A 26,030-nucleotide genomic window follows, 5' to 3' on the forward strand; every position below is an offset into this window, starting at 1 on the left:
TGGGATTCTTCGCTGCGCACACGAATGACCGCCTGAAAGCGCTGCTGATACCGTTAGGTTTCTTACCTAAGCTCAGAAGCAGCATGGAAGACGATAAGTAACTACGGGAGGTGTTCTACGGAATAGCTCGCGGGGATCTTGGGAGCTTCGAACTGGTCGTCTTCCAGCGTTTGATTCACGGAGAGTTCCGTGATGGTCATGTTCAGCGTGATCTCGTCCTGAGGCCGACGGATGGTGATCTTCGAGGGGAAGGTGGTCTCGCCGAACATTTTGTAGTCGCTGTAGTTGGCGACCGTGACCAGCTGGCCCTTCTCGTCGTAGATGTCTTGCTGGTAGGGCAGCAGCGTGGAACGGCCAATGTGGATGACGCGCTGCGTCTTCAGTTCCTGGCTGTTCTCTACCGGGCGATAGATACCGAACTCATATTCCGGCTCGTCCACGATGTATTTCTTTGTGGGGTCGGGCTGGTAGATGCGATCGTCGGAGGTCATGGAGACGAGTTCGCCAGTCTTCGCGCTCTGGATCAGAAGCGAGTCCGTGAACATGTCAGGCCGCAGGTTTTCCAGCGCGTTCTTCGACGGCGTGGTGACCGTGTTGGAGCCGGTGACAGCGCGGCTCTTGGGCGGGATCACGAGTGTGAAGTTCTGGCCGTTGGTGACCATGTCGATCATCCGCGTGTGAATGGCGGGGAGCAGTCCAAGGAAATGGAAGTCGCCGGGCTTGCGGATGAGGATGTAACCGTTGAACGAGGTGTAGTCGACGACCTTGCCCTGCTTGCCGCCGCCGGTTGAGGCTTGCATCTCAACGGAGGCTTTCAGGGTCTTGATGCTGTTGTAGCGATCCGTGGTGGACTTAACGACCTGATCGAGCGATGACGAAAGCACCTGGTCCGGATGATGGGTCTTCATGACGGAGCGCGTCGTACGAAGGCAACCACCCAGCGCTGGTAAGAGCGCCAGGAGCAGCAGTGAGTTCCTTCGAGCGTGCTTCATCGTTTCCAAACGTCCAGTGTATTGACTGGCGCAAAATCGCCACAGCGACGATCTACGCCAGCCACTCGGGGTATCAGGTATTGGATGCAAGTTTGACCTGATCGATGTGACTTTTCTACCGCTGGTACCCGCCCCGTAACGTGTTGGGATTAACGGGCATTCGGCAATAGACCAGCCTCAACCAGAGTAGGCGGCTTGCGCAGCCTGGTCACCTGTTCATAGGCATAGGCCCAGCCGAGGAGGTCGCCGTCGTGCCAGGGGCGTGTGCTGATCTCGAGGCCGAAGGGCAGGCCGCTGTCGTAGAAACCAGCCGGAACCACCACGGCAGGGACGCCGATGTTGTTGTTCCAGCCGGTGGAGGAGTGCGGGCCGCTGGAAAGTTGGCCGTTCTGGGGCATGGTTTCGTCTGGTGGCGGCATCTGCGCGCTGGGGTAGATCACGCCGTCGAGGTGGAGGCGGTCGAGTTCGGAGAGGAACAGGGCGAGCGCCGCTTTGCGCGGGGCGAAGTAGGATTCGTCGGCATTGGGGTCGCCCTTGAGCAGAACCTGCGGAGTCTGCGGGCGGTTTGGATTCGCGGGTGCTCCCGGCGGACTGATGCCGGTGACGGTTGCCGGGAGGGGTGAGCCGATGGCTTTTTCGTAGGCGTCGACCGAGCGGTATTCAGCGGGGCCGAACTCGGCCAGCCACTGGTTGGTGCCGTCGCGGCGGTAGGCGCGCGTGTTGACCTTGCGCACGGCTTGCGCGAAGGTGTCGGGCATGAAGGTGTCGTCGATGATGACTTCCGCGCCGGCTGCGCGGAACTGGTCGATGGCTTTCATCAACATGGCGCGGGTTTCAGGGCGCATGCCGTTGGTGGGACGGGGTGCGACGGAGACGCCGAAGCCAGTGTTGCCGCTGAGCATGAAGGCGGGGACGGCGAATCGTTTGCCTTTGAGGGCGTCCTTCTTCAGGTAGGGAAGATAGGGGCCGAGCTGTGCTGTGTCTGCGCCTTCGGTGCGGCCTGTGCCCTCGGTGCGGAAGTCGAGGGGATCGGCGGGGTGGCCGCTACCGTTCATTGCACCGAGGGCGATGGTGGCGTCGGTCACGTTGCGGGCGATGGGGCCGGTGTTGTCCAGCAGCCAGTCGAGCGGGGCGATGCCTGCGATGCTGACGAGGCCTCGTGTGGGAAGGACGCCTACGACCGCGCTTGTCCCCGCTGGCATGCGGATGCTGTTGGCGGTGTCGGTTCCGGTGCCCAGCATGGCCATGTTGCTGGTGACGGCGGTGACGGTTCCTCCACTGGAGCCGCCGGGAGAGAAGCGTACGTCATACGCGTTGCCGGTACGGCCGAAGGCGGTGGAGCGGTTGGTGTCGCTGGCGGCGAAGTCCGGCATGTTGGTGATGCCGAGGATGATCGCTCCCGCTGCGCGCAGGCGGGCTACGACGGTTGCATCTTTGGGCGCGATGAACTCGTGGCCGGGAAGGGCGAAGCCTTGCCAGCCGTCACTGTCGATCAGGCCTTTGACCGCGGTGTTGGCCTTAATGACTACGGGGATGCCCCATAGCGGCTTCGTTGCGTCGAACTTTGCGGTGTCCTGCGCCTTCGCTGTTGCGAGGGCGTCTTCGGTGTTCACCGTTTGGACTGCGCGGTAGATGCCGTTGTACTTCGCGATCCGGCCCATGTACCAGCGCGTGACCTGTTCCACCGTGTATTTGCGCTGTCTGTAGAGTTGGTGCAGTTGCTCGATGTCGATCTCGAGGAGGTCGTGATCCATCTTTGCCTGTTGGGCTGCGGGAAGCACGGGCAGGTTCGCCGGGATTGGAATCGGCGGCGGTGACATGGGTTCCGGTGAGGTGCTTCGCTGCTGGGCAGCAGCGGTGGAGGCAACAACGGCAACAGCCAGCGCAAGCGGCAGAAGGCGCATCGGTGGGAACCTCGGAAGCAATAGGGATGCTCCGTTTGTAGCACGGTTCCGTTCGCGTTTACGCAGAGATGTGTTGCGACAGGCTGAGTGTGTTGCCGTCCGGGTCTTTGAACCAGGCGACTTTGTCGCCGCCGGGTGCGGTCCAGATGCCGAGCGCGTCCTGCTCCATGAAGCCGAAGCGGGAGAACTCCACGCCTTTGCTTGTGAGGGATTGCACGTCGTCTTCAATGGAGGTGGTCTCCCAGCCCAGGATGGTGAACTGGGCTGGTTCCACCTTTGGCATCTTCGCGAGGCGAACCATGTTTGCGCCGCTACGGAAGATGAGGGCGAAGCCGTCATCTCCCACGAAGGTTAGGCCCAGCACATCGGCGTAGAAAGCTTTTGCGCGATCTGCGTCGGTGATGGGTGCGAAGCCGATCAGCTTTCCATTCATGGCTGCCTCCGTTGTTACTGCACGCTGCCGCTTACGTCGTCCGTGGGGGCGTCGAGTTCTGCTTCAAACCCGGCGCGGATCTGTTCCAGAAAGTCTTCGGCGTCGACCTGCTCGTCCTGTTGTGCGTGGGCTTCGGCGATGTGGCGGGCGAGGTCCGCCAGCAGCAGGCCCCATGCGGATGGGTCTTCCCACATGCCAAAGGCAAGCGCTACGTGCTGTTCACCGTTGGCGATCCACACGCGAAGGACCTCCAGCGAACGGGGATCGCGCGATGCGGCGGCGGGAATGGGTAGCGAATCTTTCTGTGACATGGTTTCTTCCTCAGAATTCACAGTAATCCACAGTTCTTATAGGCAATCCACAGGCTGTTTGTGGATAACGGGTGCAAACGTAACTGCAAAGGCACCTGAGAGCTTACATGGCTTGCTAACAGACTGTGAATAATTGAGTCTGGGCAGGGTGAGGCTGCTGCAGATCTTGGGCAAAAGCGGGCTCGTGGCAGAGGCTGTACTCTGAACTAGGCGAGGCTGCAAGACCTGTTTTACCGAGCCGCCGTCTGCATATTCTGTACAAACGCAATGCTGCACCCGCTCCACGAGCGCCGGTAGTTAAGCGCAGGAGAACACACCCATGGCAACCTTCCTCCAGATCGTCGAGCGCGACGGGCTTCCCGCATCCGTACACACGGAACGCGTGATTCTTGGCGCCATGTTGTCTGACCCGGTGGCCGTTGTGGATGCCACGGCGAAGCTGATTGCGGATGACTTTTCGCTGGACTCGCACAAGCGCATTTATGGCTGCATGCAGGAACTGTCCGACATGGGCCACGCCATCGACTTTGTGACGGTGGCTGAAGTGCTGATTCGTCGCAAGGAATTGGAAGCCATCGGTGGACGTCCTTATCTGATCTCGCTGACGGAAGATTTGCCGCGCCACCTGGCGATTGAAAACTATGTGCAGGTGGTGAAGGACAAGTCGATTCTGCGCAAGCTGATGCAGGTGTGCGAGATGGGTTTGAATCGCGCCGCGGATCAGAGCGAAGTGTCGCTGGATGTGCTGGGCGATGTGGAGAACCGGCTGATGGAGATCAGCGAAAGCGCCATCAAGCGCGGGTTTTCTGACATTGGGCAGATTGTTACGGAGAGCTTTGGTTCCATTGACCAGCTCTACGAACAGGGCCGCGAGATCACCGGGCTGGAGACGCATTACACCGAGTTCGATCGCATGACGAGCGGCTTGCAGAAGGCCGATCTGATGATCATTGCGGCGCGTCCTTCGATGGGCAAGACGGCGTGGGCCATCAACATTGCGCAGAACTGCAGTGTGCGCGACCAGAAGGTGGTGGCTGTTTTCTCGCTGGAAATGTCGAAGGAGTCGTTGCTGCGCCGTATGTTGGCCAGCGAGGCTCTGGTGAACAGCCGCAAGATTCAGACAGGCTTTTTGCCGCGTGAAGACAAGCAGAAGCTCATCAATGCACTGGATCGACTGATGAGTTCGAAGATGTTCATTGACGATACGCCGGGCATTACGCTGACGGAGATGCGTGCGAAGGTGCGTCGTTTGAAGCAGCAGGAGGGTTCGCTGGACCTGATCCTGATCGACTATCTGCAGTTGATGACGATTGCGGCGAGTGGACCTGGTGGACGCAAGCCGGAAAACCGTACGCAGGAAGTGTCACAGATTTCGCGTGGTCTGAAGGCGCTGGCCAAGGAAATGAATGTGCCGGTGATTGCTCTGTCGCAGTTGTCGCGTGGAAGTGAGCAGCGTCAGGGCGATAAGAAGCCGTTGCTTTCGGATCTTCGTGAGTCTGGTTCGATCGAGCAGGATGCGGACGTGGTGTGCTTCATCCATCGCGAGGAGTATTACGACCGCGAAAACGAGGATGTGAAGGGGCAGGCGGAGATCATCATCGCCAAGCAGCGTAACGGTCCTACGGGTTCGGTGAAGATGGCGTATCTGTCGGATTACACGCGTTTTGAGAATCTTGCGCCAAGTGGCGGCGGTGGCGGGGACTATTAGCAGCCTTGCACCGCTATCGGTGCACTTCCGTGGTTTGCGCTGTTTGCTGAGCTTACATTCGTTGTGCGAATCTAATGCACCCAGCCAACCCGAACGTGCCTTGCTGCTATCCTAATAAGGATCGTACGATTCGATCTGGTCATTTTGCGTGTTTCTGGTTCCACCGTCACCGCATTACCTCCACATTGCGTTCGTCGGTACATACAGCTTCACTAAGGAACAGAGACATGGAACAGGGAACAGTTAAGTGGTTCAACGATGCAAAGGGTTTTGGATTTATCAGCCGTGCAAACGGTGGTGGTGATGTATTCGTTCACCACACTGCAGTACAGTCTTCGGGCTTCCGTTCGCTGGCAGAAGGCCAGAACGTGGAATTCGAAGTTGTAAAGGGACCGAAGGGTCTGCAGGCTGAGAACGTTCGCCCTCTGTAAGCGACGGTTTCGTTATGAAAGAAGGGGATGGCCTTTGGCCATCCCCTTCTTCGTTTCTGGATTTGTTTGTTGCTGGAATGATGTATTCGAGTGGCTTCTTTTCGGTCAGGATGACACCACTTCGTACCGTATGCGCTTCGCTTAGGCGACCTGCTGCTTCCACTGCGCGATGCGCTCGATGGCGAGGCGAATGTCCTTGTCGCGCTGTTCTGCGTTGGGCTCTTCGCGTTCAATGATGAGCGGGCCGGTGAAGCCGATCTTCTTCAGCAGAGCGATGAATGCGGGGAAGTCTACTTCGCCTTCGCCCAGCGCGACTTCATGGCCGAGTTCGCCCATTGCCTTGGGTGATGTGCCGTCCTTGCAGTGGACCGAGAGTACATGCTTCTGCAGCAAGTCCAATGCAACGATGGGATCGCCGATGCCGTAGAGGGTGATGTTGGCGGGATCGAAGTTCACACGCAGGTTTGGCTTCTTCACCTCGGCGAGGAATTGCAGCAGCGTGTAGGCGCTTTCCTGTCCTGTTTCCAGAGTGAAGCTCTGACCGTTGGCGGCGCATGCATCGCAGAGTTCACGCGCGATGCCAACGAGTTCGGTGAAGATGGGCGATGCGGGTTCGTCGGGGATGAAGCCGATGTGGCATGACAGCGATGTGATGCCGAGAGCCGCAGCGAAGTTCGACGCTTCCTTCGTGCGTGCGATGCGTTCCGCAGCGTAGCCCGGTGCGGTGAATCCTACGGTCTCATGCACCTTTGCGAGGTTGGCGTAGTCTTCTCCACGATAGGCAACGGCAGCGCCAGAGACGATGACGCCTTCACGTGCAATCGCTTCTTTCCACTCGTTGACGGCTGCAGCGCAATCGAGCGTCGGCGCGATGCCAAGCTGACATACGCGCAGGCCGAAGCTCTTCAAGTGTTGAAGATGCGTGTTGGCATCCTTTTCTGTCCAGAAGATGAGGCCTGTTTCCAATGGTTCTGCTACTGCCATGAGATTTCCTTTCCGTTGTTGTCGCGTGATTGCATGAGCAGCAGCGCCAGGCGAACAGCCTTTGCAGAGCTTTCGGGCGTGCAGAGCGTGGGTGCGCTGCCGGTGCGGCAGCATTCGACGAAGTAGGCAATCTCGTCGTAGTAGGCGTCGTGTTCGGGGAGCTTTACTTCCTGCGATTCGTTGCCGTGGGTTTCCGTCAGTTTGCCTTCCGCAAACGTTAGCGATGCATCGTTTGCGGTGATGGAGAAGGATGCGGCGAAGGGTGTTTCTGGCGCGAGCCATCCACCTTCGACGATGATTTCTTTGTCTGCGTAACGAAGGCTTGCACGCATGGTATCCACTTCGCCGATGCTGGTGGCGCTTACGGTGACGGGGTCGCCGAACCATTGCAGCGCTTGATCAAGATCGTGAAGAAGAAGATCAGGGATGGCTCCGCCGCTGACTTTAATGTCGCGCAGCCAGCCGCTCCAGTGTGGGTAGCCGGTGCTGCGGCGCAGTGTTGCAGTGGTGATGTTGTTTGTTTTCTTTACGAAGTCGAACGCATACGGATATGGCTGCATCCACCGCAGAACGTGCGCGATCATGAAGGTCTTGCCGCTGGCTTTTGCAAGGGCGACGAGTTCTTCGCAATCCTGATTGCTGAGCGCCATCGGCTTTTCGCAGAGCACATGCTTGCCTTTTGCGAAGGCGCGTTCAATGGCTTCGCGGTGCATGGGCGTGGGGAGGCAGATGTCGACGGCGTCGATGGTGGGATCGTCGATGACTTCCTGCCAGTCCGGTGTCCAGCGAACGGTGTCAGGCAGTGGCTCGGTTTTCAGATCGAGGTTGCCGCGTGTGGGGCCATCTGCGGATGGCTTGTTATGGGAGGCGACGGCTGCAAGTGTTGCGCCGGGGATGTGCATGATGGCCGCAGCGTGTGCGCCGCCCATGAAGCCGTATCCGATGAGTCCGATGTTCATTGTGTCTTTCTCGTTATTCCTCAAGCGCCGTTGCGTTTGGGCAGCTTCCAGTCTGGACGAATCCAGTGACAGGTGTAGCCGTTGGGGATGCGTTGTAGGTAGTCCTGGTGTTCCGGCTCGGCTTCCCAGAAGGGGCCAGCGGGTGCGATTTCAGTTACGACTTCGCCGGGCCACAGGCCGCTGGCGTTCACGTCGAGGATGGTGTCTTCGGCAATCTTTTTCTGTTCCGGCGTGGTGTAGTAAATGGCCGAACGATAGCTGGTGCCGAGGTCGTTGCCCTGACGGTTGAGCGTGCTGGGATCGTGTAGCTGGAAGAAGAATTCCAGCAGTGTGCGATAGGTGAGCTTTGCTGGATCGAATACGATTTCAACGGCTTCGGCGTGCGTGCCGTGATTGCGATAGGTTGCGTTGGGCACGTCGCCGCCGCTGTAACCCACGCGTGTGGAGATGACGCCGGGATAGCTGCGCAGAAGTTCCTGCACACCCCAGAAGCATCCGCCTGCCAGAATTGCTGTCTCTGTAGCCATAAGTAGAAGGTACCCTCTGCACATTTGGATGCACAGAGGGGTGTTTTCGAGGCAGTGCTACTCGGCGAGCACTGCCTTGTTGAGGTTGCGCGGGCTGTCCACGTTGATGCCATTCTGGATAGCCATGCAGTAAGACAGAATCTGCAACGGAATCACTTCGCAGATGGTGAGCATGCCCTCGCTGGATTCTTCCACGGGAACGAAGAAGTCCGCGAGTTGTTCGACGGCTGTATCGCCCGCGTTGCCGACGGCGAGAATCGTGGAGCCCTGCGTGCGCATGTCCTGCATAAGCTGCACGACTTTGTCGTAGCGCTCAAGGGATTCGCTGTCGGTGCGATCGACGGTGGCGATCATGACCAGCGGTGTTTCCTTGCTGACGAGTGCGTTGGGGCCGTGCTTGAGTTCGCCGCTGGGATAGCCTTCGGCGTTGATGTATGCGGATTCCTTCAACTTCAACGCGCCTTCACGTGCGATGGCGTAATGAACGCTGCGGCCTACGAAGAGGAATGCTTTCGCGTTTGCAATCTGTGCAGCGATTTCGCGGACGCGGTTCTCCCACAGCGGCAACTGACGACGCACACGGTCAGAGAGAGTGCTGAGTTCTGCGAGGAGCTTGTCGAGTTCCGGCTTCACCAAAACGCCACGCTCTTCTGCTGCGAGCAGCGAGAGGAGATAGAGGTTCAGCAGTTGTGCGGTGAAGCTCTTGGTGGCGGGTACGGCGCGTTCGCGGCCTGCGAAGGTGGGCATGGAAACAGATGCTTCACGCGCCATGGATGAGCCGGGAACGTTGGTGATGGCCAGTGTGTGATGACCGGCGATGTTTGCCTTACGCAGTGCGGCGAGTGTGTCGACCGTTTCGCCGCTCTGCGAGATGACCATGACAGCGGCGCTCTTCAATGAGTGTTCCGAGCGGTAGCTGTATTCGCTGGCGTATTCCACGTCAACGTGGATGCCTGCTTTGTCCTCAATGAGCAGCTCTGCAACGAGGCCGGCGTGGCGGCTGGAACCGCTGGCGGCGATAACGATGTCGCGCTGTGCTTCACGCAACCATTGGCGAATGGACGAGCAGGTGTCGTCGCGGAATCCTTCCGCGGTGGCGTAGGCAGCGAGGGTAGCGGCCAGCGTCTCCGGCTGTTCGTGGATTTCGCGGAGCATCCAGTGGGGGTATGGTGCAGGTGTATCGCTCACAGTGTTTACCTCTTTAGTTCTTGCTATTGCTGTTCATTTGATCCGTGCCGTAGAGGCACGGTGCGCCCTTCACGGGCGGAAAGATAGAAGGCATCCAGCACGGTCATGACATTCACTGCGTCTTGCGCGTTGATGGCGGGTGCTGCGCCTGTGCGGATGGCGTCGCGGATGCTTTCGTAATACTTCTGCTGGCAACCACGTTGCGGTGTGGCTGGGGTAGTCTCGCCAGTTGCTCCATTGATGATGACACCACCATCGGGGTCAATGCCAAACGCAGGATCGTTGGGCGACATGCCGGATTGCAGTTGCGGTTCCTGCGGATCTGCGCCGTATTTCATCCATGTGCCTGCAGTGCCATGCAGTGTGGAACGTGGGCCCGTGCCTGCCACTAGCAAGGATGCGTTCAACACGATGCGCATGTGCGGGTAATGCAGAACGGCGTGGCCCCAGTCGTCTGTTTCGCCGCCGGGGCGCAGTATCCCCAAGGTTCCTTGAATTGCTTGCGGCATGCCGAAGAGATAGATGGACGCGTCGATCATGTGTGGGCCGAGATCGAACCACAGGCCTGCGCCGGGGCCGGGATCTTCACGCCAACGCTGACGCACGTTGGGACGGAAGCGATCCATGTGCAGTTCGTAATGCGTCACCTGGCCGAGAATGCCGGATTGCAAAACTTCGCGTGCGCCTTTGATTTCGCTCTCCCAACGACGATTGTGAAAGACGCTGAGGATGCGGTTGTGTTCGTTTGCGATCTGCTGCAGATCTTTTGCTTCCTGCAGGTTCAGCGTGAACGGCTTGTCGACAACAACATGTTTGCCTGCCCGCAACGCTGCTGCTGCGAGCGGGAAATGCGAATCGTTTGGCGTGGCGATAACTACGAGATCAATTTCAGGATCGACAACAGCATCCTGCGCGCTGGATACACGCACATTTGGATAGAGTGCGTGCACATCGTCAGGACGGCTGGAGCCGACGAGCGAAAATGCGATGCCCTCCACGGCCTCAAGCAGAGGCGCGTGGAATGTGCGGCCAGCATAGCCGAAACCGAGGAGGGCAGCGCGAACAGGTTGCATGGTCATCGTCAGGCTTAGTGGTACTTCTTGATGTCGAGGCCCAGTTCGTAGGCTTCGTTGTTGGCCATGAGTTCATCCCATGTGGCAACGCGGCCCAGTTCCGCAGACATACGACCCAGCATGCAGCTACGTGCGCTTTCCACGCCGGTTGCAATCTGGTTCTGATACTTGTTGCCGGTGATGCTGCCGATGAAGTCCTGATCTTTCATCTTGTCGGCTTCAGCAAGGTTGTCGTTGAAGGCTCCGTCCGCAGCGAACTTGCTGTCAGTCTTCGCAGGTCCACCACTCCATGTCCATGCCTTCGGTCCAAGGATGCGCAGCGGTCCCTTGTAGGGTGCTTCTGCAATGCCTTCGCTGCCGAAGATGTGTTCGGCAACATCGAAGAAGCCCTTGAAGTTGAACTGCGTGGAGTTGAAGACGAACTGTACGTCGCCGGGGTACGTGAAGATGACTTCGTAGTTGTCGTTGGTGTTGCCGTAGGTGGTGACGACCTTGCGGCTGGCGCGTGCATCGGCCTTGATGGGATGCGCGCCCATGATCCAGTTGCATACGTCGATGACGTGGATGTTCTGCTCCAGCAGAATGTCGCCCGAGAGCTTTTTGTCACGCAGCCAGTTGCGCAGGCGGAACTCTTCCTGCGAGATGTTCGGCACATCGTGGAAGACTGCCGGCGGCGAGTTGTAATAGCCGTTGAGCGATGCGATCTTGCCGATGTCGCCGTTGTGAATACGGTTGACGATTTCGACGAACGGCGGTGCCTTGCGAATCTGGAAACCAACGGCGACGCTCACTTTGCCATCGATGCGCTTGGCGATGTCGAGTGCGCGGCGTGTCTGCGGAGTGTCAACGCCTACAGGCTTTTCAACGTAGACGTGCTTGCCGCCCGCGGTGAGGATGTCGAGATGCTCCACGTGGAAGATTGGCGGCGTGGAGATTTGTACCGCGTCAATGTTGGGGTTGGCGGCCATTGCCTTGTATGCGTCCCATCCGTGGAAGGTCAGCTTTGGGTCAACGGCAGGCTTGCCCAGTGCAGCGTTCACCTGATCGAAGTGCTGCTTACCCTTGGCAAGCTGATCCGGGAAGATGTCGCCGAGCGCGACGATGCGCGCATCGGTGTTCTTCGCGAACGATGTCGCCACGGAGGTGCCGCGGTTGCCGCATCCCAACAGGCCGTAACGCACTGCGGAGTTTGCGGCATAACCAAAGGCCGTGGAAGGTTTCACGATAAGGAGACCGCAAGCTGCGCCGGTTCCTTTGAGAAATTTTCTGCGATCCATTTTTGTTCTCTCTCCGAATGTCGCTTAGGCGTGGCTGAGCTTGTTGAGGATGTTTTCGAGGTAGATCTTCTCTTCCTTCACATCCTGGACCTGCTGCGGGCCCGATGTTTCACGTTCAATGCTGACAGCGCCGGTGTAGTTAAGCTGCTTAAGCATCTTCAACACGGTGGGGAAGTCGACTTCGCCTTTGCCGATCTGTACTTCCTGGCCGAGTTTGTCAGGGTCGGTGGGCCACTTGCCATCCTTCGCGTGCATGGCCTTTACGTGCGGTCCGAGAACCTTCAATGCATCCACCGGATTCGCTTTGCCGTACAGGATGAGGTTTGCCGTATCCAATCCAACGCCAAGTGCGGGATTGTTCACATCCTTAATCATGCGCAACATAGTGGTGGGTGTTTCCTGGCCCGTCTCCATCAGAAACTGCTGGCCGTTGGCCGCGCAATGCTCGGTGAGTTCGCGGATGGCCTTTACGGTTCCGTCGTAGAGAGGATCATGCGGATCTTCGGGGATGAAGCCGCAGTGCGTTTGAACGCGTCCCACGCCGATGAGCTTTGCGAAATCTGAAGTTTGCTTCAGTGCATCGACACGCGCCGCACGATATGCGGGTGGCACAACGCCGATGGTCGACGGGCCTTCAACAAAGTTCCACTTCAGCGGCAGTGGCTGCACGACTTCGGCAGTGGTCGGGACGACCTGGTACTTGTCGAAGTATTCGTTGAACTGCTTCGCCAGCGCGGGCGTGAACTTGCCGATGTAGTTATCGAGAGAGAGGAAGCAGGTTGTGAAGCCGAGATCGTGCACCAGCTTGATGCGGGCTTCAGCATCTGGGAAAGGCTTGATGAGCAGGCCCAGGGCCATGGGAGCGTGCGTGCGCTTCATGGCCTGTGCTTCAGCGCGGTTGGGCAGCGCGATCTTACCTGCGACAGTGGCCAGCGCGGCTGCGGTGGCCGCGTGCTTCAAAAAGCCGCGACGCGTCAGCCCTGCGGATTCTCCTTGCTGTGTGTGCTGCTCCTGCATGTACTTTCCCCTCCGTATGGTTCTGATAGCTACAGGGCGATCAGATAGTTAAAGGCCGCGATAGAGGCCGCGCTGCGGGGCAGCGAGACCGGTTCACCATCGCCAAAAATGATCTGTGTGGAAGCAAGGAAACGCGGCAGAATGCCGTTCTCAATGGCCTGTCGGGTGGCGGTTCGGAAGAGGCCATTTTCGAAGCCTTCCAAATCTGTAAACAGCACCGCCGCAGGATCGTTCAAATGAACCAGTGTCGCGATGGCGCTGCCAAGAGCTGCACCTGCATCGCGCAACAGCTTGATCGCTTTGGCATTGCCACGCATGGCCAGGTCTTCCAGATCACGCATGTTTTGAATGGAAAGCCCTGCCTTTTTCGCAGCTTGACGCAACGCGTAACCACCCGCCAGCGTATCCAGACAGCCGTTACGTCCGCAGCGGCAAGGCGGGCCTTTGGGGTCGACTGTAATGTGACCGATTTCGCCCGCGCTGCCGTCGTGTCCGCGATAGAGCATCCCGTTCATATAATGCGCGGAACCAATGGTGCGTCCCAGCATGACGATGGAAAAGTTGTCATACTCGCGGCCGCGACCGAAGATCTTTTCTCCCATAGCGATAGCGTTCGCGTCGTTGTCTGCCCATGCGGGGAGTTTCAGTGCGGCTGCAATCTTTTCTGCAATGGGAACATCGCGCCAGTCCAGACCGGCGGAGTAGCGGCAGATGCCGGCTTCGGCGTCTACGATGCCGGCGACGGAGATGCCAACGCCGCGAACGCGGCTGCGTGCCACTCCGGATTTGCGCAGCATCCGCGTGAAGCTGGCCTGGATGGCGGCGGGAAGACCGTCAAGGTCGTTGTGTTCCGTGACTTCTTCGTGCCCGAGAACTTCGCCTCGCAAATCGGTGATGGCGAGTTGTATCTTCTCTTCGTTCACACTGACGCCGACGAAGCAGGAGTGGGAGGCCTGAAGAGACAGCTGGACCGTGGGGCGTCCGCGGCGCTTGCCCGCATTCATGGCAGGCGTTTCCAGCAAGAGTCCCTGTTGCAGCAGGTGTTGTGTCACTTCCGTGATAGCGGCGGGGCTCACGGCCGCACGATCGCTCAGTTCCAGCCGGGAAAGCTGGTCGTTTTCGAGCAATGCGGCAATCACGGCGGTCTTCGCAGACCGGAAAGACACCTTCATGAGAAAGCTCTCCGAACCCCGGGATGTGTTGCCGGGGTGTTGCGCCAGGGTGACAGGGATGTAAATCCTTCTTGACCCTTCACGGGGTGGTGGATATGATCCACCTACCGAAACATTGTTGACCTGATTACCTTCGCAATACTACATCAGCCGCACCGGGATTGACTCCAATTTATTCACTCAGTGAATTTATAGGCGAGCCAACGGGACAGGATGAAGTGCAGCTGGCAGGGAGTACGCGCATTTTTCGCCGGGGAAGAACTCATTTCCCTTTTGGCACAAGAAGATGCCTGTGCGCACGTGGACGACGACACAGGCCGATACCAGGCGGAACTATACCTCGGGAGACCAGGACCATGAAGGACCTTTCAAGAATCTGTACTCAGTCGCGAGGCACTGCGGATGAGCAGCGTTTCGCTATGACCAAAGGCGCGCTACGCGCGATGACGATGGTCGGCATGTTTGCCGCAGCGGTTTCACCGGCCCTTGCTCAGACCACTACCGCTGACGTTGTCGGCACTGCAACGGACGTATCAGGCGCTGTGGTGCCAAATGCGACGGTGACGTTGACCGACGTGAACACGCACACAACGCGTACCGTCAAAGCGGGCACCGGTGGCGAATACACATTCACGCTGCTGAACCCTGGAACCTATTCGCTGTCGGTTACCGCGTCAGGATTTAAGACTTTCCAGATCACCACGTTCAACCTGTCAGCCGGTGACCGCGCGCGTGAAGATGCTCATCTCGCCGTCGGTAGCGAAGGCGAAACGGTCAACGTGGAAGCGACCACGCCCGCGCTGCGCACGGACTCCGCCGCCATCATTACAACGGTGACGGAAAAGGCTACGCAGGAACTGCCGCTGAATGGACGTAACTTCATCAACCTGGTGCAGGTGACGCCGGGCGCTACGGAAGGCCTGAACAACGGTCTGGCCAGCGGCAACCGTCCCGATGATCGCCGCCAGACGTCGTCGATTTCGATGAACGGCCAGGCCGACATGATGAACAACCAGACGATTGACGGTATTGACAACAACGAGCGCGTTATCGGTTCGATCGGTGTTCGTCCGTCGGTGGATTCGATCCAGGAAGTCAGTGTGCAGACGAACGTGTTCACGGCAGAAGTGGGCCGTGCGGCGGGCGCGATTGTGAACGTCATCACCAAGTCTGGTAGCAACCAGTTCCACGGCACGGTGTACGAGTTCTTCCGTCATGACAAGCTGAACGCCAATCCGTTCAAGTTCGGCGCGGCCATTCCGAAGCCGAAGTATCGCCAGAACCAGTTCGGCGGTAGCATCGGCGGACCGATCTTCAAGGACAAGACGTTCTTCTTTGCTGACTACGAGCAGTTGAACAAGGTCTTCAATCAGAATCCTTCGTCGACGACTGTGCCCACTCTCTTTGAGCGGAACAACCCCGGTAACTTCACGGACAACGTAGGTATCAACACGATTGTTCCTGCTGCGAGCTTCGACAAGGTTGCTCTGCAGTACTTCAACCTGTTCCCGTTGCCGAACACCGGTACAGCCGCGACGGTTGCCAATAACTACACGGCGGCGCGTCCTGACTCGCAGTTCTCCAAGGTGGGCGATGTCCGTGGCGATCAGCGATTCAGCAATGGTGATCTCTTCTATGTGCGCTACACGTACAACCGTGTGGACACGAGCATCGGAAGCCTTTTCCCGGCGGTCAACTCTGCGGCCGGCGTAATCTATCCGGGCGGCAACCTGGGTTCCTATCCTGGCCCTGCGCTCACGCGTGCTCACCAGGCCCACCTAAACTATGTGCATTCCTTCACGCCGAACCTGCTGATGGAACTCAAGGCGGGCTACACGCTGCTGGATAACGCGCAGTATCCGCTGAACTTTGGCAAAGCGATCAACACCGCGTTTGGCCAACCCAATATAAATGTGGACGGACGTACGGCTGAACTCTCGGCCGTCAACGTGACGCTCGGCGGCGCAACCCTGGGCAATCGCCCGCCGATCATCTACCACGAGAACACGTATCAGTATGAAGGCACGGTCACCTACATACGTGGCAAGCAGATCATCAAGGTAGGCGCAGGTGTGATCCGCCGTCAGGACTCCACCACACAGACCGATACCGCCAACGGCAACTGGGTCTTCGACAACTTTGCCAAACTGCTTTCGGGCGACTACGCTACAGCCGCTCGCAACCAGATTTTGTACACGCCACGTAACCGTACCTGGGAACCGCACTTCTTCTTCCAGGACGACGTTCACCTTACGCCGAACCTGACGGTGAACCTGGGTGCGCGCTACGACTTGTTCACGCCGTATACCGAAACGAATAACATTCTTTCCAACTTCGATATCGTGCAGCAGAAGTTCCTTATCGCCGGCGTGAATGCGGATTCCCACGGTGGCATCAAGACGGACTACAGCAACTTTGCTCCACGCATTGGTTTTGCCTATACCCCCGCACCCAAGACCGTCATTCGCGGTGGCTTCGGTCTGACCTTCGCTCCGGAAAACACCACCTCCGGCTCGGCGCTGGTAAACCAGCCCTTCACCGCAACCCTTGGACCCTACACACAGGTCCAGGCTCCGGGAGGCTTTGGTAAGTTTGCAAACGGCATGCCCACGCCGACTGCGAATCCATACCTTGTTCCTACAGGCAGTGCGACTGCAGCGCTCGATCCGAATTTCAAGTCCACCTATATTGAACAGTTCAACCTGACCCTGGAACGCGAGTTTGCGGGCTTCGTTGGAACGCTGTCCTATGTGGGCGAGCTCGGCCGCCGCAACGGTTACTACCTGTCGGACTTCAACACCGTTCCGCTTAACCTGGCGCCGCAGTCGTTCACCGCTGCGACACAGGGCAGCACTACCCTCGCTCCGGTGGCGACGGCCGACTATAACTCCCGTCGCCGATTTGCTTCGGGCAACAACACGCAGCTGTTGGGCGTGCCGCTGTACCGCAGCACCGGTGCCAGCAGCTACCACGGCTTCCAGGCAGTGTTGAAGCGCCGCTTCAGCAAGGGCCTCGATCTGCAGGTCGCTTATACGCAGTCACGTCTGTTGGACAACACGGAATCCATCTCCAACAACGGCGGCAACGGCTTCGGTTCCACTGCAGAGTTGCTCAACTCGATTGAGTATGGCAACGGCAACCTGGACATGCGCAGCCGTATCACTGGAACCTTCAACTACGCGTTGCCATTCGGTCAGAACACGCACGGCTTCGTTGGCGTGCTTGCCAAGGGATGGCAGGCAAACGGCATCGTTGTATGGGGAACAGGTCTTCCGTTCTCCGTCACGAACAACGTAAACCGTTCCGGTACGCGTCCCACGGCAACCAACAGCGATCGCTCCGCAAGGCTCTCCAGCGGTCGCGTCGGCCATCCGACGATCACCAAGTGGTTCGATACGAATGCTTTTGTCTGGCAGCCAAACGGTACCACCAGCCAGCAGCGCCGCAACCAGCTCTACGGCCCCGGCATCCAGCGTGTGGACCTGTCGTTGTTCAAGAACTTCGATCTGACCGAGCGCTTCAAGCTCGAGCTCCGTACCGAAGCGTTCAACGTCCTGAACACGGCACAGTTCGTCAATCCGTCTGCCTCGCTCAACCAGGTAGCATGCACCACGGGATGTAACAGCTTCCCGGTTGCCGGCTTCGCGCCAGCGGCTGGTTACGGTGCAATCACTGCAACGAACTTCTCTTACAACCCGCGTCTGATTCAGTTCGCGGCTCGAGTGAAGTTCTAACTAAAACAATGTCGGGCGGCTCACAGTTGAGCCGCCCGATTCTTTTCACTGCTGTACTTTGCTCAGGGGATTGCGTTGATGCAGCGACGTTCGTTTCTGAAGTCCGGTTCCATGGCCGCATTGGCCACTGTTGTTGGTTGCAAAACTTCCAAAGCAACGAATTCACCGCGCATTGCGTTTGGCGGTATTGCGATTGAGTGCAGCACGTATGGTCATATCCGTACGCGCTATGACGAATTCACGATTACACGTGGCGATGCGTTGAATGCGATGCCTCGTTTCGCCGTGTTGAAGCAGCGCTATCCTGACGTTCCTTTCATGGGCACCATCGTTGCCACTGCCGTTCCTGGCGGGCCTGTTGCGCGCGACGCCTATGACAAGATCAAGGCGGAGTTTCTCGATCGTCTGAAAGCGCTGTTGCCGCTGGATGGTCTCTATTTACCAATGCATGGTGCGATGACCGTTGATGGCCTGGATGATGCTGAGGCTGACTGGTACGAAGCCGCACGGAATGTGGTCGGGCCGAAGTGCCTGATGTCAGCGAGCTACGATCTGCACGGCAACATCAGCAAACGCATTATCGACGCGCTGGACATGATGTCTGCGTATCGCACGGCGCCGCACGTTGATCAGAAGGATGCGATGTTCCGCGCCTGCGACATGCTGGTGAAGTGCATTAAGGAGAACATTCGTCCCACGCTGGAGTGGGCAACGGTTCCTGTGTTGATGCCGGGTGAGCGCAGTTCCACAAGCTGGCAGCCTGCGAAGCGTTTGTGGGCGCAACTGCCGGAGTTGAATAAGACGCCGGGTGTGATGGATGTGTCCATGCTGGTGGGTTATGTGTGGGCTGACCAGTCACGTTCTGCTGCATCTGTTGTTGTGACTGGAACCAATCCTGCGAATGAAGAGAAGGTCGCCACGAATCTTGCGCAGCAATACTGGGATGCGCGCAAGGAGTTCGCGTTTGGTGATCCGGTGTGTCCGCTGGACGAGTGCATCGCGAAGGCGATGAAGTCCGATGTTCATCCACTGGTGCTCGCTGACTCTGGTGACAATCCGACGGGTGGCGGCAATGGCGATCAAGCCACAGTGCTCGAAGCATTGTTAAAGGCAGGTGCGAAGGATGTTGTCTTTGGCGGCATTGCTGATAAGCCTGCGACGGACGCTTGTTATGCAGCGGGTGTTGGCAAGACAATTCCACTGTCCATTGGCGCAACGCTTGATCCGCTTGCAAGCAAGCCGGTGAAGGTGCAGGCCACGGTGAAGGCGCTGTTGCAGAATGTTGATCCTGCAAAGCGCGAAGCTGCGGTGCAGATACAGGGCATCACGCTGATTGTGAGTGCGTATCGTAGGCCGTATCACCTCATCGAGGACTTTACAAAGCTTGGCATTGATCCGTATGCGGCGAAGATTGTTGTGGTGAAGTCTGGCTATCTGGAACCGGAGATCAAGCAGATGGCGAAGGCAAACCTGATGGCGCTTACGGATGGCGCGATTAATCAGGACATCGTGCATTTGCCAAAGAATCAGAATCGTCCGCCGACCTACCCGTTTGTGGATGACCTCACGTACACGCCGAAGGTGTATATTTCGGCGCGCAGCCCCAAACAGGCGTAAACACTCGTCGAAACGCAGCATGCAGCAGGAGGAGAGAAGGCAATGGAGTCAAGCAAGATGCAACTGGATCGCCGGAATTTTCTGAGGGGCGCGGGTGGCGCAGCGGCCGCCAGCATATTGGCAGGCGAGGCATTTGCGCAACAGAAGAGCGCAACACCTGAAACCATTGAGAAGGGTAGTGCCTTCCGTCCTTTGACTGAGAGCGAGAAGCTGGACCGCATTGCAGCGAACAGCTATCCGCTGCGTTGGATCTTTAAGAACCGCAACAATGTGGGTGATAAGGCGACCGTTCAAAAGATGCAGGCGAAGTACGGCAGCATCACGGCGCTGGAGTATCCCGCGTATGCGAAGAAGCTTTTCCCGGGTGTGACGAAGTTCGATATCTGGTCGAGCCTGTTTGGCGACATCACCGATGAGAGCCAGTACGAGCCCATGATGGTCATGGGATACAACGGCAAAGAACGTCAGATTACGGAGTTCAATCCGGGCAGCCCCAACGGCGTGAAGTGGTTGGAGAAGCTAGCAGCAAAGCAGAAGGAAGAAGGTGTCTTCTGTCATCACATTTCAAACAACGCACCGCGCGATATCTGCGAACTGGATGAAGCGAAGCGCAAGGCTGGTGTTGCTGTTGCGAAGAAGTGGCTGGATGGTGCTGCGATCATCGGCGCAAAGAGCATGCGTATTAACAGTGGCGGTCCGCGCATTGCGCCTTCACCACAGCCGAATGAAACCAGCTATCCGAAGAACCCGGAGCTGGAGAAGTACATGGACCAGTGCATCCAGTCGTTCAAGGAAATGGCAGAGCACGGTTCGAAGGTGGGCGTGAAGGTAACGTTGGAAAACCACTGGGGTCTGACAGCGAATCCTATTAACATCCGCACCATCATTGAAGAAGTAAACAGCCGTTGGTGCGAAGCATCGCCGGACTTCGGCAACTGGGAGCACAAGTACCTTGTGTATCACGCACTGAACGATCTTGCTCCTTACGCACACACGACGTGCCATGCGAAGCATTGGGATCGTTGGGACAATGCATTTGGTCAGGGCACGCATATTGATGTGCAGCGCAATGTGCGCATCATGATGAACAATGGCTACACCGGCGTGTTTGCGCTGGAGTATGAGGACGGCCCCTGGGATGGTGTGGAGGGCGCGAAGTATCTGTTTGAGCAAGTGAAGGCAGCGCTGTAACAGGCGCTGGTTTCGCGGAGGCAGTATTGCAACGAGAACTGGAAATATGTGCGGAGACACTGCAGGCATGTGAAGCAGCAAATGCCGGTGGCGCCGATCGCATTGAACTGTGCGCCGCCCTCAGTGAGGGCGGCGTTACTGCTGGTGTTGGATTTCTGCGTGAGGCGATTGCAGCTTCAAAGATTCCAGTACATGCATTGGTGCGTCCGCGCAGTGGCAACTTTGTGTATTCCGCTGCGGAATTTCGTATGGCATGTGCGGATGCGGAGATGGCGTTGTCGCTGGGCGCTGCCGGGATTGTTATTGGCACGTTGACTACGGATGGTGCTGTCGATGTGGCGCAGACAACGGAGTTGATTCGCATTGCGAATGGGCGTCCGGTTACGTTTCATCGCGCGTTTGATCTTGCTCGTGATCTGCACAAGTCGTTGCGTGTGGTCATCGATCTTGGGTGCAATCGGGTGCTTACATCCGGTGGTGAGCCGACTGTGATGGAGGGCCTGGAGATGTTGATTGAGTTAACCGAGATTGCAGACGGACGGATTCGCATCGCTGCAGGTGGTGGTGTGTCTCTGCAGAACGCTGCGCTGCTGGCGCAGGTTCCCGGGCTTGATTTGCATGGATCGTTTCGTCGTAAGCCGAAGACGGAAGATGTTCGGGATGTGTTGTGGCAACAGGGTGAGGCTCGCGTTGAGGCTGAGGATGTTCGCCTGGTGGCGGAGTTGATGCATCACGCGTGACTTCCATGCGGATGTGTTGAATCCTGTTGCGGGAGACTGACATGGATCGCCGAACGTTTTTGTCGTTGAGTGGAGCGACTCTGCTGCACGGGCCGCTTGCGGAAGGTGAAGCGCCGCAGAGCGCTACAACGCTGGCGATCAAGCCGTATCGTCCATCGAGCAAAGTGAACATCGTCATGCTGATGGCGGACCAGCATCGTTGGGATTGCATGGGTGCGTATGGCAACAAGGCCATTCACACGCCCAACATGGATCGCATTGCACGCGAAGGAGTGGTATTTGAGAACGCGTATTCATCTACGCCAAGCTGCACGCCCGCACGCAGCGCGTTGATGACGGGCCGCAGTCCGTGGGGACACGGAATGCTTGGCTACGGCACCATCGCTACAAATCCGTATCCGACAGAGAAGGCAGCGGCCATGGCGAAGGCGGGGTATTACACCACGTCCGTCGGCAAGAATCACTACTATCCCATAACGAATCCGCATGGCTATCACCACCTGGTGAGTGATGAACATTGCAGTTACTGGTTTCACAAAGGCGAAGGAAAACATGCGCAGTCTGCGGAGCCGCGTTGCGATTATGAGTCGTGGTTCTGGTCGCAGATGCCGGACAAAGACCCGCATGCAACGGGGCTGGGATGGAATGATCGCAGCAGCAAATCGTTTGCCTATCCCGAAGAGATGCACGCGACGCATTGGACTGGTGAGACGGCAGTGCGTTTTCTACAACAGTATGAGCGCGACGAGCCGTTCTTTCTGAAGGTGTCGTTCATTCGGCCGCATAGTCCGTATGACGCGCCGGAACGATTCTTCCGCATGTATGAGCGTGATCTTCCAAAGGCTGCTGTGGGCGATTGGGCGAAGAAGTATGAGCCACACGCCAGCGAGCGCGATGATCTGTGGCATGGCAAGTTCAGTGATGCAGAGATTCATAACTCACGGCAGGGATACTACGCCGGTGTGAGTTTTGTGGATGAGCAGATTGGTCGCATTCTGCGCGTATTGGAGCAGCGCGGCATGTTGGACAACACCATGATTGTGTACTTCAGCGACCATGGCGACATGTTGGGTGATCACAATATGTGGCGCAAGTCGTATGCGTATGAATCGTCCGCGCACATTCCCATGCTGGTACGGCCTGCGAAGTCACAGCAGTTGCATGTTGCCGGGAGGCGTATGTCGCAAGTGGTGGAGATTCGCGATCTGCTACCAACATTTCTGGATGCGGCTGGAGCGGCGATCCCTGAAGATGTGGAGGGCAAGAGCCTGCTTGGATTGCTACGCGGTGAGAACGAGTGGCGCGAGTACCTTGATCTGGAACATGCCATTACGTATGACCCCAGCAACCACTGGACGGCTTTGACCGATGGAAAATGGAAGTACATCTTCCATTGCTATGACGGCACGGAGCAGTTGTTTCATCTGGCGGAGGATCGCGCCGAGTTACATGATCTGTCTGCGGCGGCTGCACATGCGGAGAGGCTGGCAATGTGGCGTGCGCGCATGGTGAAGCATCTTGAGGTGCGCGGACCGCATTGGGTGGAGGACGGGAAGCCAGCGATTCGTAAAGGGAATGATCTTTACTCGCCGAACTTCCCGGGTTATTCGAAGGAGATTCCGCTGCTTAGTTGGGTAGGGTAAACGCGATGTATACGCCGGGGATCGGGCCCTGCGCTGCAGGGTGTCCGGGCACCGCGTGCGTGTATGTGGTGGCGCGAGCCGCGGCGCAGAACACTACGTATTCCTTGCCGTTGATCTCGTAGATGGCGGGCATGCCTTCGAGTGCGGCACCCACTTCGTGTTCCCACAGAACTTTGCCGGTGGACGCATCGAGTGCGCGAATCTTGCGATCGCGTGTGCCGGTGAAGATGAGTCCGCCCGCTGTGACTACGGGGTTCACCTTCGGAAAGTGTGCGCCAGTGTTGGTGATGCCTTTGGCTGCTAGCTCCGGCACCTCACCCAGTGGAATCTTCCAACGAACGTTGCCGGTATTGAGGTCGTATGCGGTGAGTGTGGCCCATGGCGGAGCGATCACGGGCAGGCCGCTTTCTGAAAACATGAAGCCGAAGCCACTGCGATAGCGCAGCGTAGCCGGATCGCCGGATGCTACAGCGTTTGTGCTTTCAATGATGGGCAGGCCGGGATTCTTCAGGAACTTCATCAGGTCATCGACCTGCGCAGTCGGCAGGCTACCGAAGGATGGCATCTGATTCTTGCCGTAGCGCACGGTCTGACGAATCTGATCTTCGGTGAGTCGTTTGTTGATGTCGACGAGAGTGGGAATGACGGGAGCTTTGCCTTCACGATTGGTGCCGTGGCACAGGCTGCATGTGTTGGCGTAGACGCCTGCGCCGCGTGCTTCCGGCGTATCGCCCACTGGCACCGCGGGAGGCAGTTGCAGCTTCAACATAGCAGGCAGGTCTTTGGATACGACGTAAAGATAGCCGTGCGTGGGATCGACGGCTGCGCCACCATAGTTCACACCACCGTTATTGCCGGGCATCTCCACTGTGTCCTTGGTCGTGGGCGGTGTGTAGATGCCTTCGTTGCGCGCGGCATCAATCTGCTTCTTGAGTTGCGCGTGTTCTTCGGGCGAGAGGTATGGGCTCAGATCTTTCGATGTGAATGTCTGGCGGCTGAAGGGCTCAAGCTTGGTGGGCACAGGTTGCGTGGGCCACACGTGTTCGCCGGGCATGGCGTCCTGCGGTACGGGCTTCTCTTCAATGGGCCATAGCGACTTGCCCGTCACGCGATCGAAGACCCACAGGTAGCCGGTCTTGCTGGTCTGTGCGACAACGTCCACATCCTTGCCGTTGTGTTTTACGGTGAGCAGCATGGGGGTGTTTGGGTTGTCGTAATCCCAGATGTCGTGGTGCACCATCTGGAAGTGCCATATGCGTTTGCCGGTGTTTGCGTTGATTGCAATCAGCGAGTCGCCATAAAGGTTTGAGCCGGTGCGATTGGCGCCGTAGAAGTTGTACTTGGGGCTGGCGGTGGGTACGAACAGGATGCCGCGTTTTACATCGAGCGCCATGCCTCCCCATGCATTTGCTCCGCCTACGGTCTTCCATGCATCCTTCGGCCATGTGTCGTAGCCGTATTCGCCGGGATGCGGAATGGTGTGGAAGATCCACGTCATCTTGCCGGTGAGGACGTTGTACGCGCGGATGTCGCCGGGTGCGGAGTCATATTCTTCGTTGGTGGCTGAGCCGAGAATCACCAGGTCGCCGAAGACTCGGCCAGGATTGTAGGACTGCACCAGCGTCAGTTTGTTCACGTCGCGGCCCAGGCCTTCACGCAGATCGACGTTGCCTTCTTTGCCGAAGGTGGTGATGGATTTGCCGGTGGCTGCGTTAATTTCGCGCAGTTGATTGTCTACTGCAAAGATGAGGCGCTGATCCTTGCCATCGGCGCTCTGCCAGTAAGCGAGGCCGCGCGTGGGAACCAGAGGCGTCTTCGCGTCCAGCGGATGCGACCACAGTTGTTTACCAGTGCCTGCGTCCAAAGCCACGATGCTGTTGTTCTGTGCCAGCACATACATCGTTGTGCCGATGATGAGCGGATTGAAAACGTAGCCACGGCCATCGCCGGTGGCGACGCGCCATGCTTCCTGTAGATGACTAACGTTGGTTCGGTTGATCTGCTTCAGCGATGAGTATTGCGTGCCGTCTTCTGAACCGCCGTAAGCGCGCCATGTTGCATGCGCGTCTGTGGATGTTTGTGCGAAGGCTGATGTCGCGATGAGAACACTGGTGAAGGCAAGAGAGCTAAGCAGGTTGTGCCGTGGTGGCATCGACTGACTCCGTGGTCCGTTGTTCGATTGCATGTGCGCGTGCTTCAAATGCCTGCTGGTCGCGTGCGCGCCACAACGCTCCCTCAATCGGATCAACCACGCCATCGCGTGTTTGCAGCGATGGGAAGTCTTTGCGCAACGACGCAATCAATGCTTCGCGCACGGGGACCACGCGTTCCATGATGCTGCCTGCGAAGGCAAGCTGCGGAACGAAGGTGGCGTCGCCCTGCAGCGTTTGTAACTTGCGAATCAGCAGGCGCACCAAGTGGGCGAGTGCTTCGCCTTCAGCCTTCAATACTTCCTGTGCAACAGGATCGCCGTGCTGCGCCACGCTGTACACAAGCTGCGCGAGTCGAGATACATCCGGTGCAGGTGTGCGGTTGGCGTATTCAATCAGCAGGTCCAGCGAGGGCAGATTCCAGAAATCGATCACGGCCTGTTGCAACGCCGTAGTGCGGCCCTCGTCGATGGCCATGAAGACGGAACGGATGGCGCGTAGGCCAATGGCGTGTCCGGAACCCTGATCCGAGAGCACGGGCCCCCATCCACCGGTGTTGGCCATCTTGCCGGAAGGTGTGCGGCCCGCAACATTGGAGCCCGTTCCTGCCAGTACAAGAATGCCGGGGCCGCCACGGAAGGCAGCGTCGAGCGCGATCTCTACATCGCCCAGAAGCAAGAGCTGTCCGCTGATACGTTCTGCGATGGTTTCGCGCAGCCAATCGGCCACCATGGGAACGGTTTCGCCTGCGGTTCCTACGCAGGTGCGCAGTACGGATGACATGGCAATGCCGCTCTGCGCGGTCAGGCCGCGAAGTCCCTCTTCCAGATTCTGCAGTGCGGTATCCGCATCGGTGCGAAGACGCTTGATGGTGCCGGTGCGCTGCCTCGCCAGCGTGCGTGTTTCATCGGCCAGTACAAAGTCCGTTTTTGTGCCGCCCGCATCAATCGCCAGAAAATACGCCATAAGGTAACTTTAC

General features: G+C 57.9%; 21 protein-coding genes. 7 read left to right on the plus strand and 14 right to left on the minus strand.

Translation table 11 applies throughout. The annotated features are described in order from the left end of the window. Window positions 1-101: 101 nt before the first annotated feature. The 4 genes from M504_RS11915 to M504_RS11930 all read right to left on the minus strand — a co-directional run bounded on the left by M504_RS11915 (window position 102) and on the right by M504_RS11930 (window position 3,640). Window positions 102-992 carry an outer membrane lipoprotein-sorting protein gene (locus tag M504_RS11915; protein ID WP_047491583.1) on the minus strand — a complete coding sequence of 297 codons (891 nt, stop codon included), beginning with the start codon at window positions 990-992 and terminating at the stop codon, window positions 102-104. Between the two features lie 149 nt (window positions 993-1,141). Beyond that, window positions 1,142-2,896 carry an amidase gene (locus M504_RS11920; protein ID WP_047491586.1) on the minus strand — a complete coding sequence of 585 codons (1,755 nt, stop codon included), beginning with the start codon at window positions 2,894-2,896 and terminating at the stop codon, window positions 1,142-1,144. A gap of 58 nt (window positions 2,897-2,954) precedes the next feature. Continuing rightward, window positions 2,955-3,329, minus strand: coding sequence for a VOC family protein (locus M504_RS11925; protein WP_047491589.1), 375 nt, complete (start codon window positions 3,327-3,329; stop codon window positions 2,955-2,957). A 14-nt stretch (window positions 3,330-3,343) separates the two neighbouring features. Further along, the gene (locus M504_RS11930) at window positions 3,344-3,640 is read right to left on the minus strand and encodes a DUF5076 domain-containing protein (protein ID WP_052200661.1); all 297 of its coding nucleotides are present in this window, start codon (window positions 3,638-3,640) and stop codon (window positions 3,344-3,346) included. A 319-nt stretch (window positions 3,641-3,959) separates the two neighbouring features. Between M504_RS11930 and dnaB the strand changes: the two genes are divergently transcribed. Beyond that, the gene (gene dnaB, locus M504_RS11935) at window positions 3,960-5,348 is read left to right on the plus strand and encodes a replicative DNA helicase (RefSeq protein ID WP_047491592.1); all 1,389 of its coding nucleotides are present in this window, start codon (window positions 3,960-3,962) and stop codon (window positions 5,346-5,348) included. Between the two features lie 227 nt (window positions 5,349-5,575). Continuing rightward, window positions 5,576-5,779: a cold-shock protein gene (locus M504_RS11940; protein ID WP_047491595.1), complete on the plus strand. Its 204-nt coding sequence runs from the start codon at window positions 5,576-5,578 to the stop codon at window positions 5,777-5,779. A 141-nt stretch (window positions 5,780-5,920) separates the two neighbouring features. Here the strand turns inward: M504_RS11940 and M504_RS11945 are convergent, their stop codons facing one another. From M504_RS11945 to M504_RS11980, 8 genes are read right to left on the minus strand one after another with little or no spacing between them, the layout of a single operon-like run. Then, complete coding sequence (locus M504_RS11945) at window positions 5,921-6,763, minus strand: sugar phosphate isomerase/epimerase (RefSeq protein WP_047491597.1); 843 nt, start codon at window positions 6,761-6,763, stop codon at window positions 5,921-5,923. Then, window positions 6,754-7,722: a Gfo/Idh/MocA family protein gene (locus M504_RS11950; protein ID WP_047491600.1), complete on the minus strand. Its 969-nt coding sequence runs from the start codon at window positions 7,720-7,722 to the stop codon at window positions 6,754-6,756. Before M504_RS11950 ends, M504_RS11945 begins: the two co-directional genes overlap by 10 nt. 20 nt (window positions 7,723-7,742) lie before the next feature. Further along, complete coding sequence (msrA, locus tag M504_RS11955) at window positions 7,743-8,249, minus strand: peptide-methionine (S)-S-oxide reductase MsrA (protein ID WP_047491603.1); 507 nt, start codon at window positions 8,247-8,249, stop codon at window positions 7,743-7,745. A 57-nt stretch (window positions 8,250-8,306) separates the two neighbouring features. Further along, window positions 8,307-9,437 carry an SIS domain-containing protein gene (locus tag M504_RS11960; protein WP_047491605.1) on the minus strand — a complete coding sequence of 377 codons (1,131 nt, stop codon included), beginning with the start codon at window positions 9,435-9,437 and terminating at the stop codon, window positions 8,307-8,309. 23 nt (window positions 9,438-9,460) lie between these two features. Then, the gene (locus tag M504_RS11965; protein ID WP_232296265.1) at window positions 9,461-10,510 is read right to left on the minus strand and encodes an oxidoreductase; all 1,050 of its coding nucleotides are present in this window, start codon (window positions 10,508-10,510) and stop codon (window positions 9,461-9,463) included. 14 nt (window positions 10,511-10,524) lie between these two features. Continuing rightward, window positions 10,525-11,787, minus strand: coding sequence for a Gfo/Idh/MocA family protein (locus M504_RS11970; protein WP_047491611.1), 1,263 nt, complete (start codon window positions 11,785-11,787; stop codon window positions 10,525-10,527). A gap of 24 nt (window positions 11,788-11,811) precedes the next feature. After that, on the minus strand, window positions 11,812-12,804 hold the full coding sequence (locus M504_RS11975) for a sugar phosphate isomerase/epimerase (protein ID WP_084214298.1): 993 nt from the start codon (window positions 12,802-12,804) through the stop codon (window positions 11,812-11,814). Between the two features lie 29 nt (window positions 12,805-12,833). Then, window positions 12,834-13,976 carry an ROK family protein gene (locus M504_RS11980; RefSeq protein ID WP_047491614.1) on the minus strand — a complete coding sequence of 381 codons (1,143 nt, stop codon included), beginning with the start codon at window positions 13,974-13,976 and terminating at the stop codon, window positions 12,834-12,836. A 356-nt stretch (window positions 13,977-14,332) separates the two neighbouring features. On the opposite strand from M504_RS11980, the gene M504_RS11985 reads away from it, so the two are divergent. From M504_RS11985 to M504_RS12005, 5 genes are all read left to right on the plus strand, one after another. Then, window positions 14,333-17,710, plus strand: a complete 3,378-nt coding sequence (locus M504_RS11985; RefSeq protein WP_047491618.1) for a TonB-dependent receptor — start codon at window positions 14,333-14,335, stop codon at window positions 17,708-17,710. A 78-nt stretch (window positions 17,711-17,788) separates the two neighbouring features. Further along, window positions 17,789-19,327, plus strand: coding sequence for a M81 family metallopeptidase (locus M504_RS11990; protein WP_084214299.1), 1,539 nt, complete (start codon window positions 17,789-17,791; stop codon window positions 19,325-19,327). 42 nt (window positions 19,328-19,369) lie between these two features. Then, a complete protein-coding gene (locus M504_RS11995; RefSeq protein ID WP_047491623.1) occupies window positions 19,370-20,518 on the plus strand; it encodes a sugar phosphate isomerase/epimerase in 1,149 nt (382 codons plus the stop codon). A gap of 26 nt (window positions 20,519-20,544) precedes the next feature. Continuing rightward, window positions 20,545-21,258, plus strand: coding sequence for a copper homeostasis protein CutC (locus M504_RS12000; RefSeq protein WP_047491628.1), 714 nt, complete (start codon window positions 20,545-20,547; stop codon window positions 21,256-21,258). 41 nt (window positions 21,259-21,299) lie between these two features. Further along, window positions 21,300-22,901, plus strand: coding sequence for an arylsulfatase (locus M504_RS12005; RefSeq protein WP_052200663.1), 1,602 nt, complete (start codon window positions 21,300-21,302; stop codon window positions 22,899-22,901). Here the strand turns inward: M504_RS12005 and M504_RS12010 are convergent. Then, complete coding sequence (locus M504_RS12010; protein ID WP_047491633.1) at window positions 22,885-25,053, minus strand: PQQ-binding-like beta-propeller repeat protein; 2,169 nt, start codon at window positions 25,051-25,053, stop codon at window positions 22,885-22,887. The genes M504_RS12005 and M504_RS12010 overlap by 17 nt on opposite strands. Next, window positions 25,028-26,017, minus strand: coding sequence for an N-acetylglucosamine kinase (locus M504_RS12015; RefSeq protein WP_047491637.1), 990 nt, complete (start codon window positions 26,015-26,017; stop codon window positions 25,028-25,030). Before M504_RS12015 ends, M504_RS12010 begins: the two co-directional genes overlap by 26 nt. Between the last annotated feature and the right edge of the window lie 13 nt (window positions 26,018-26,030).

It is taken from the genome of Terriglobus sp. TAA 43, from assembly GCF_000800015.1.
Lineage (GTDB): Bacteria > Acidobacteriota > Terriglobia > Terriglobales > Acidobacteriaceae > Terriglobus.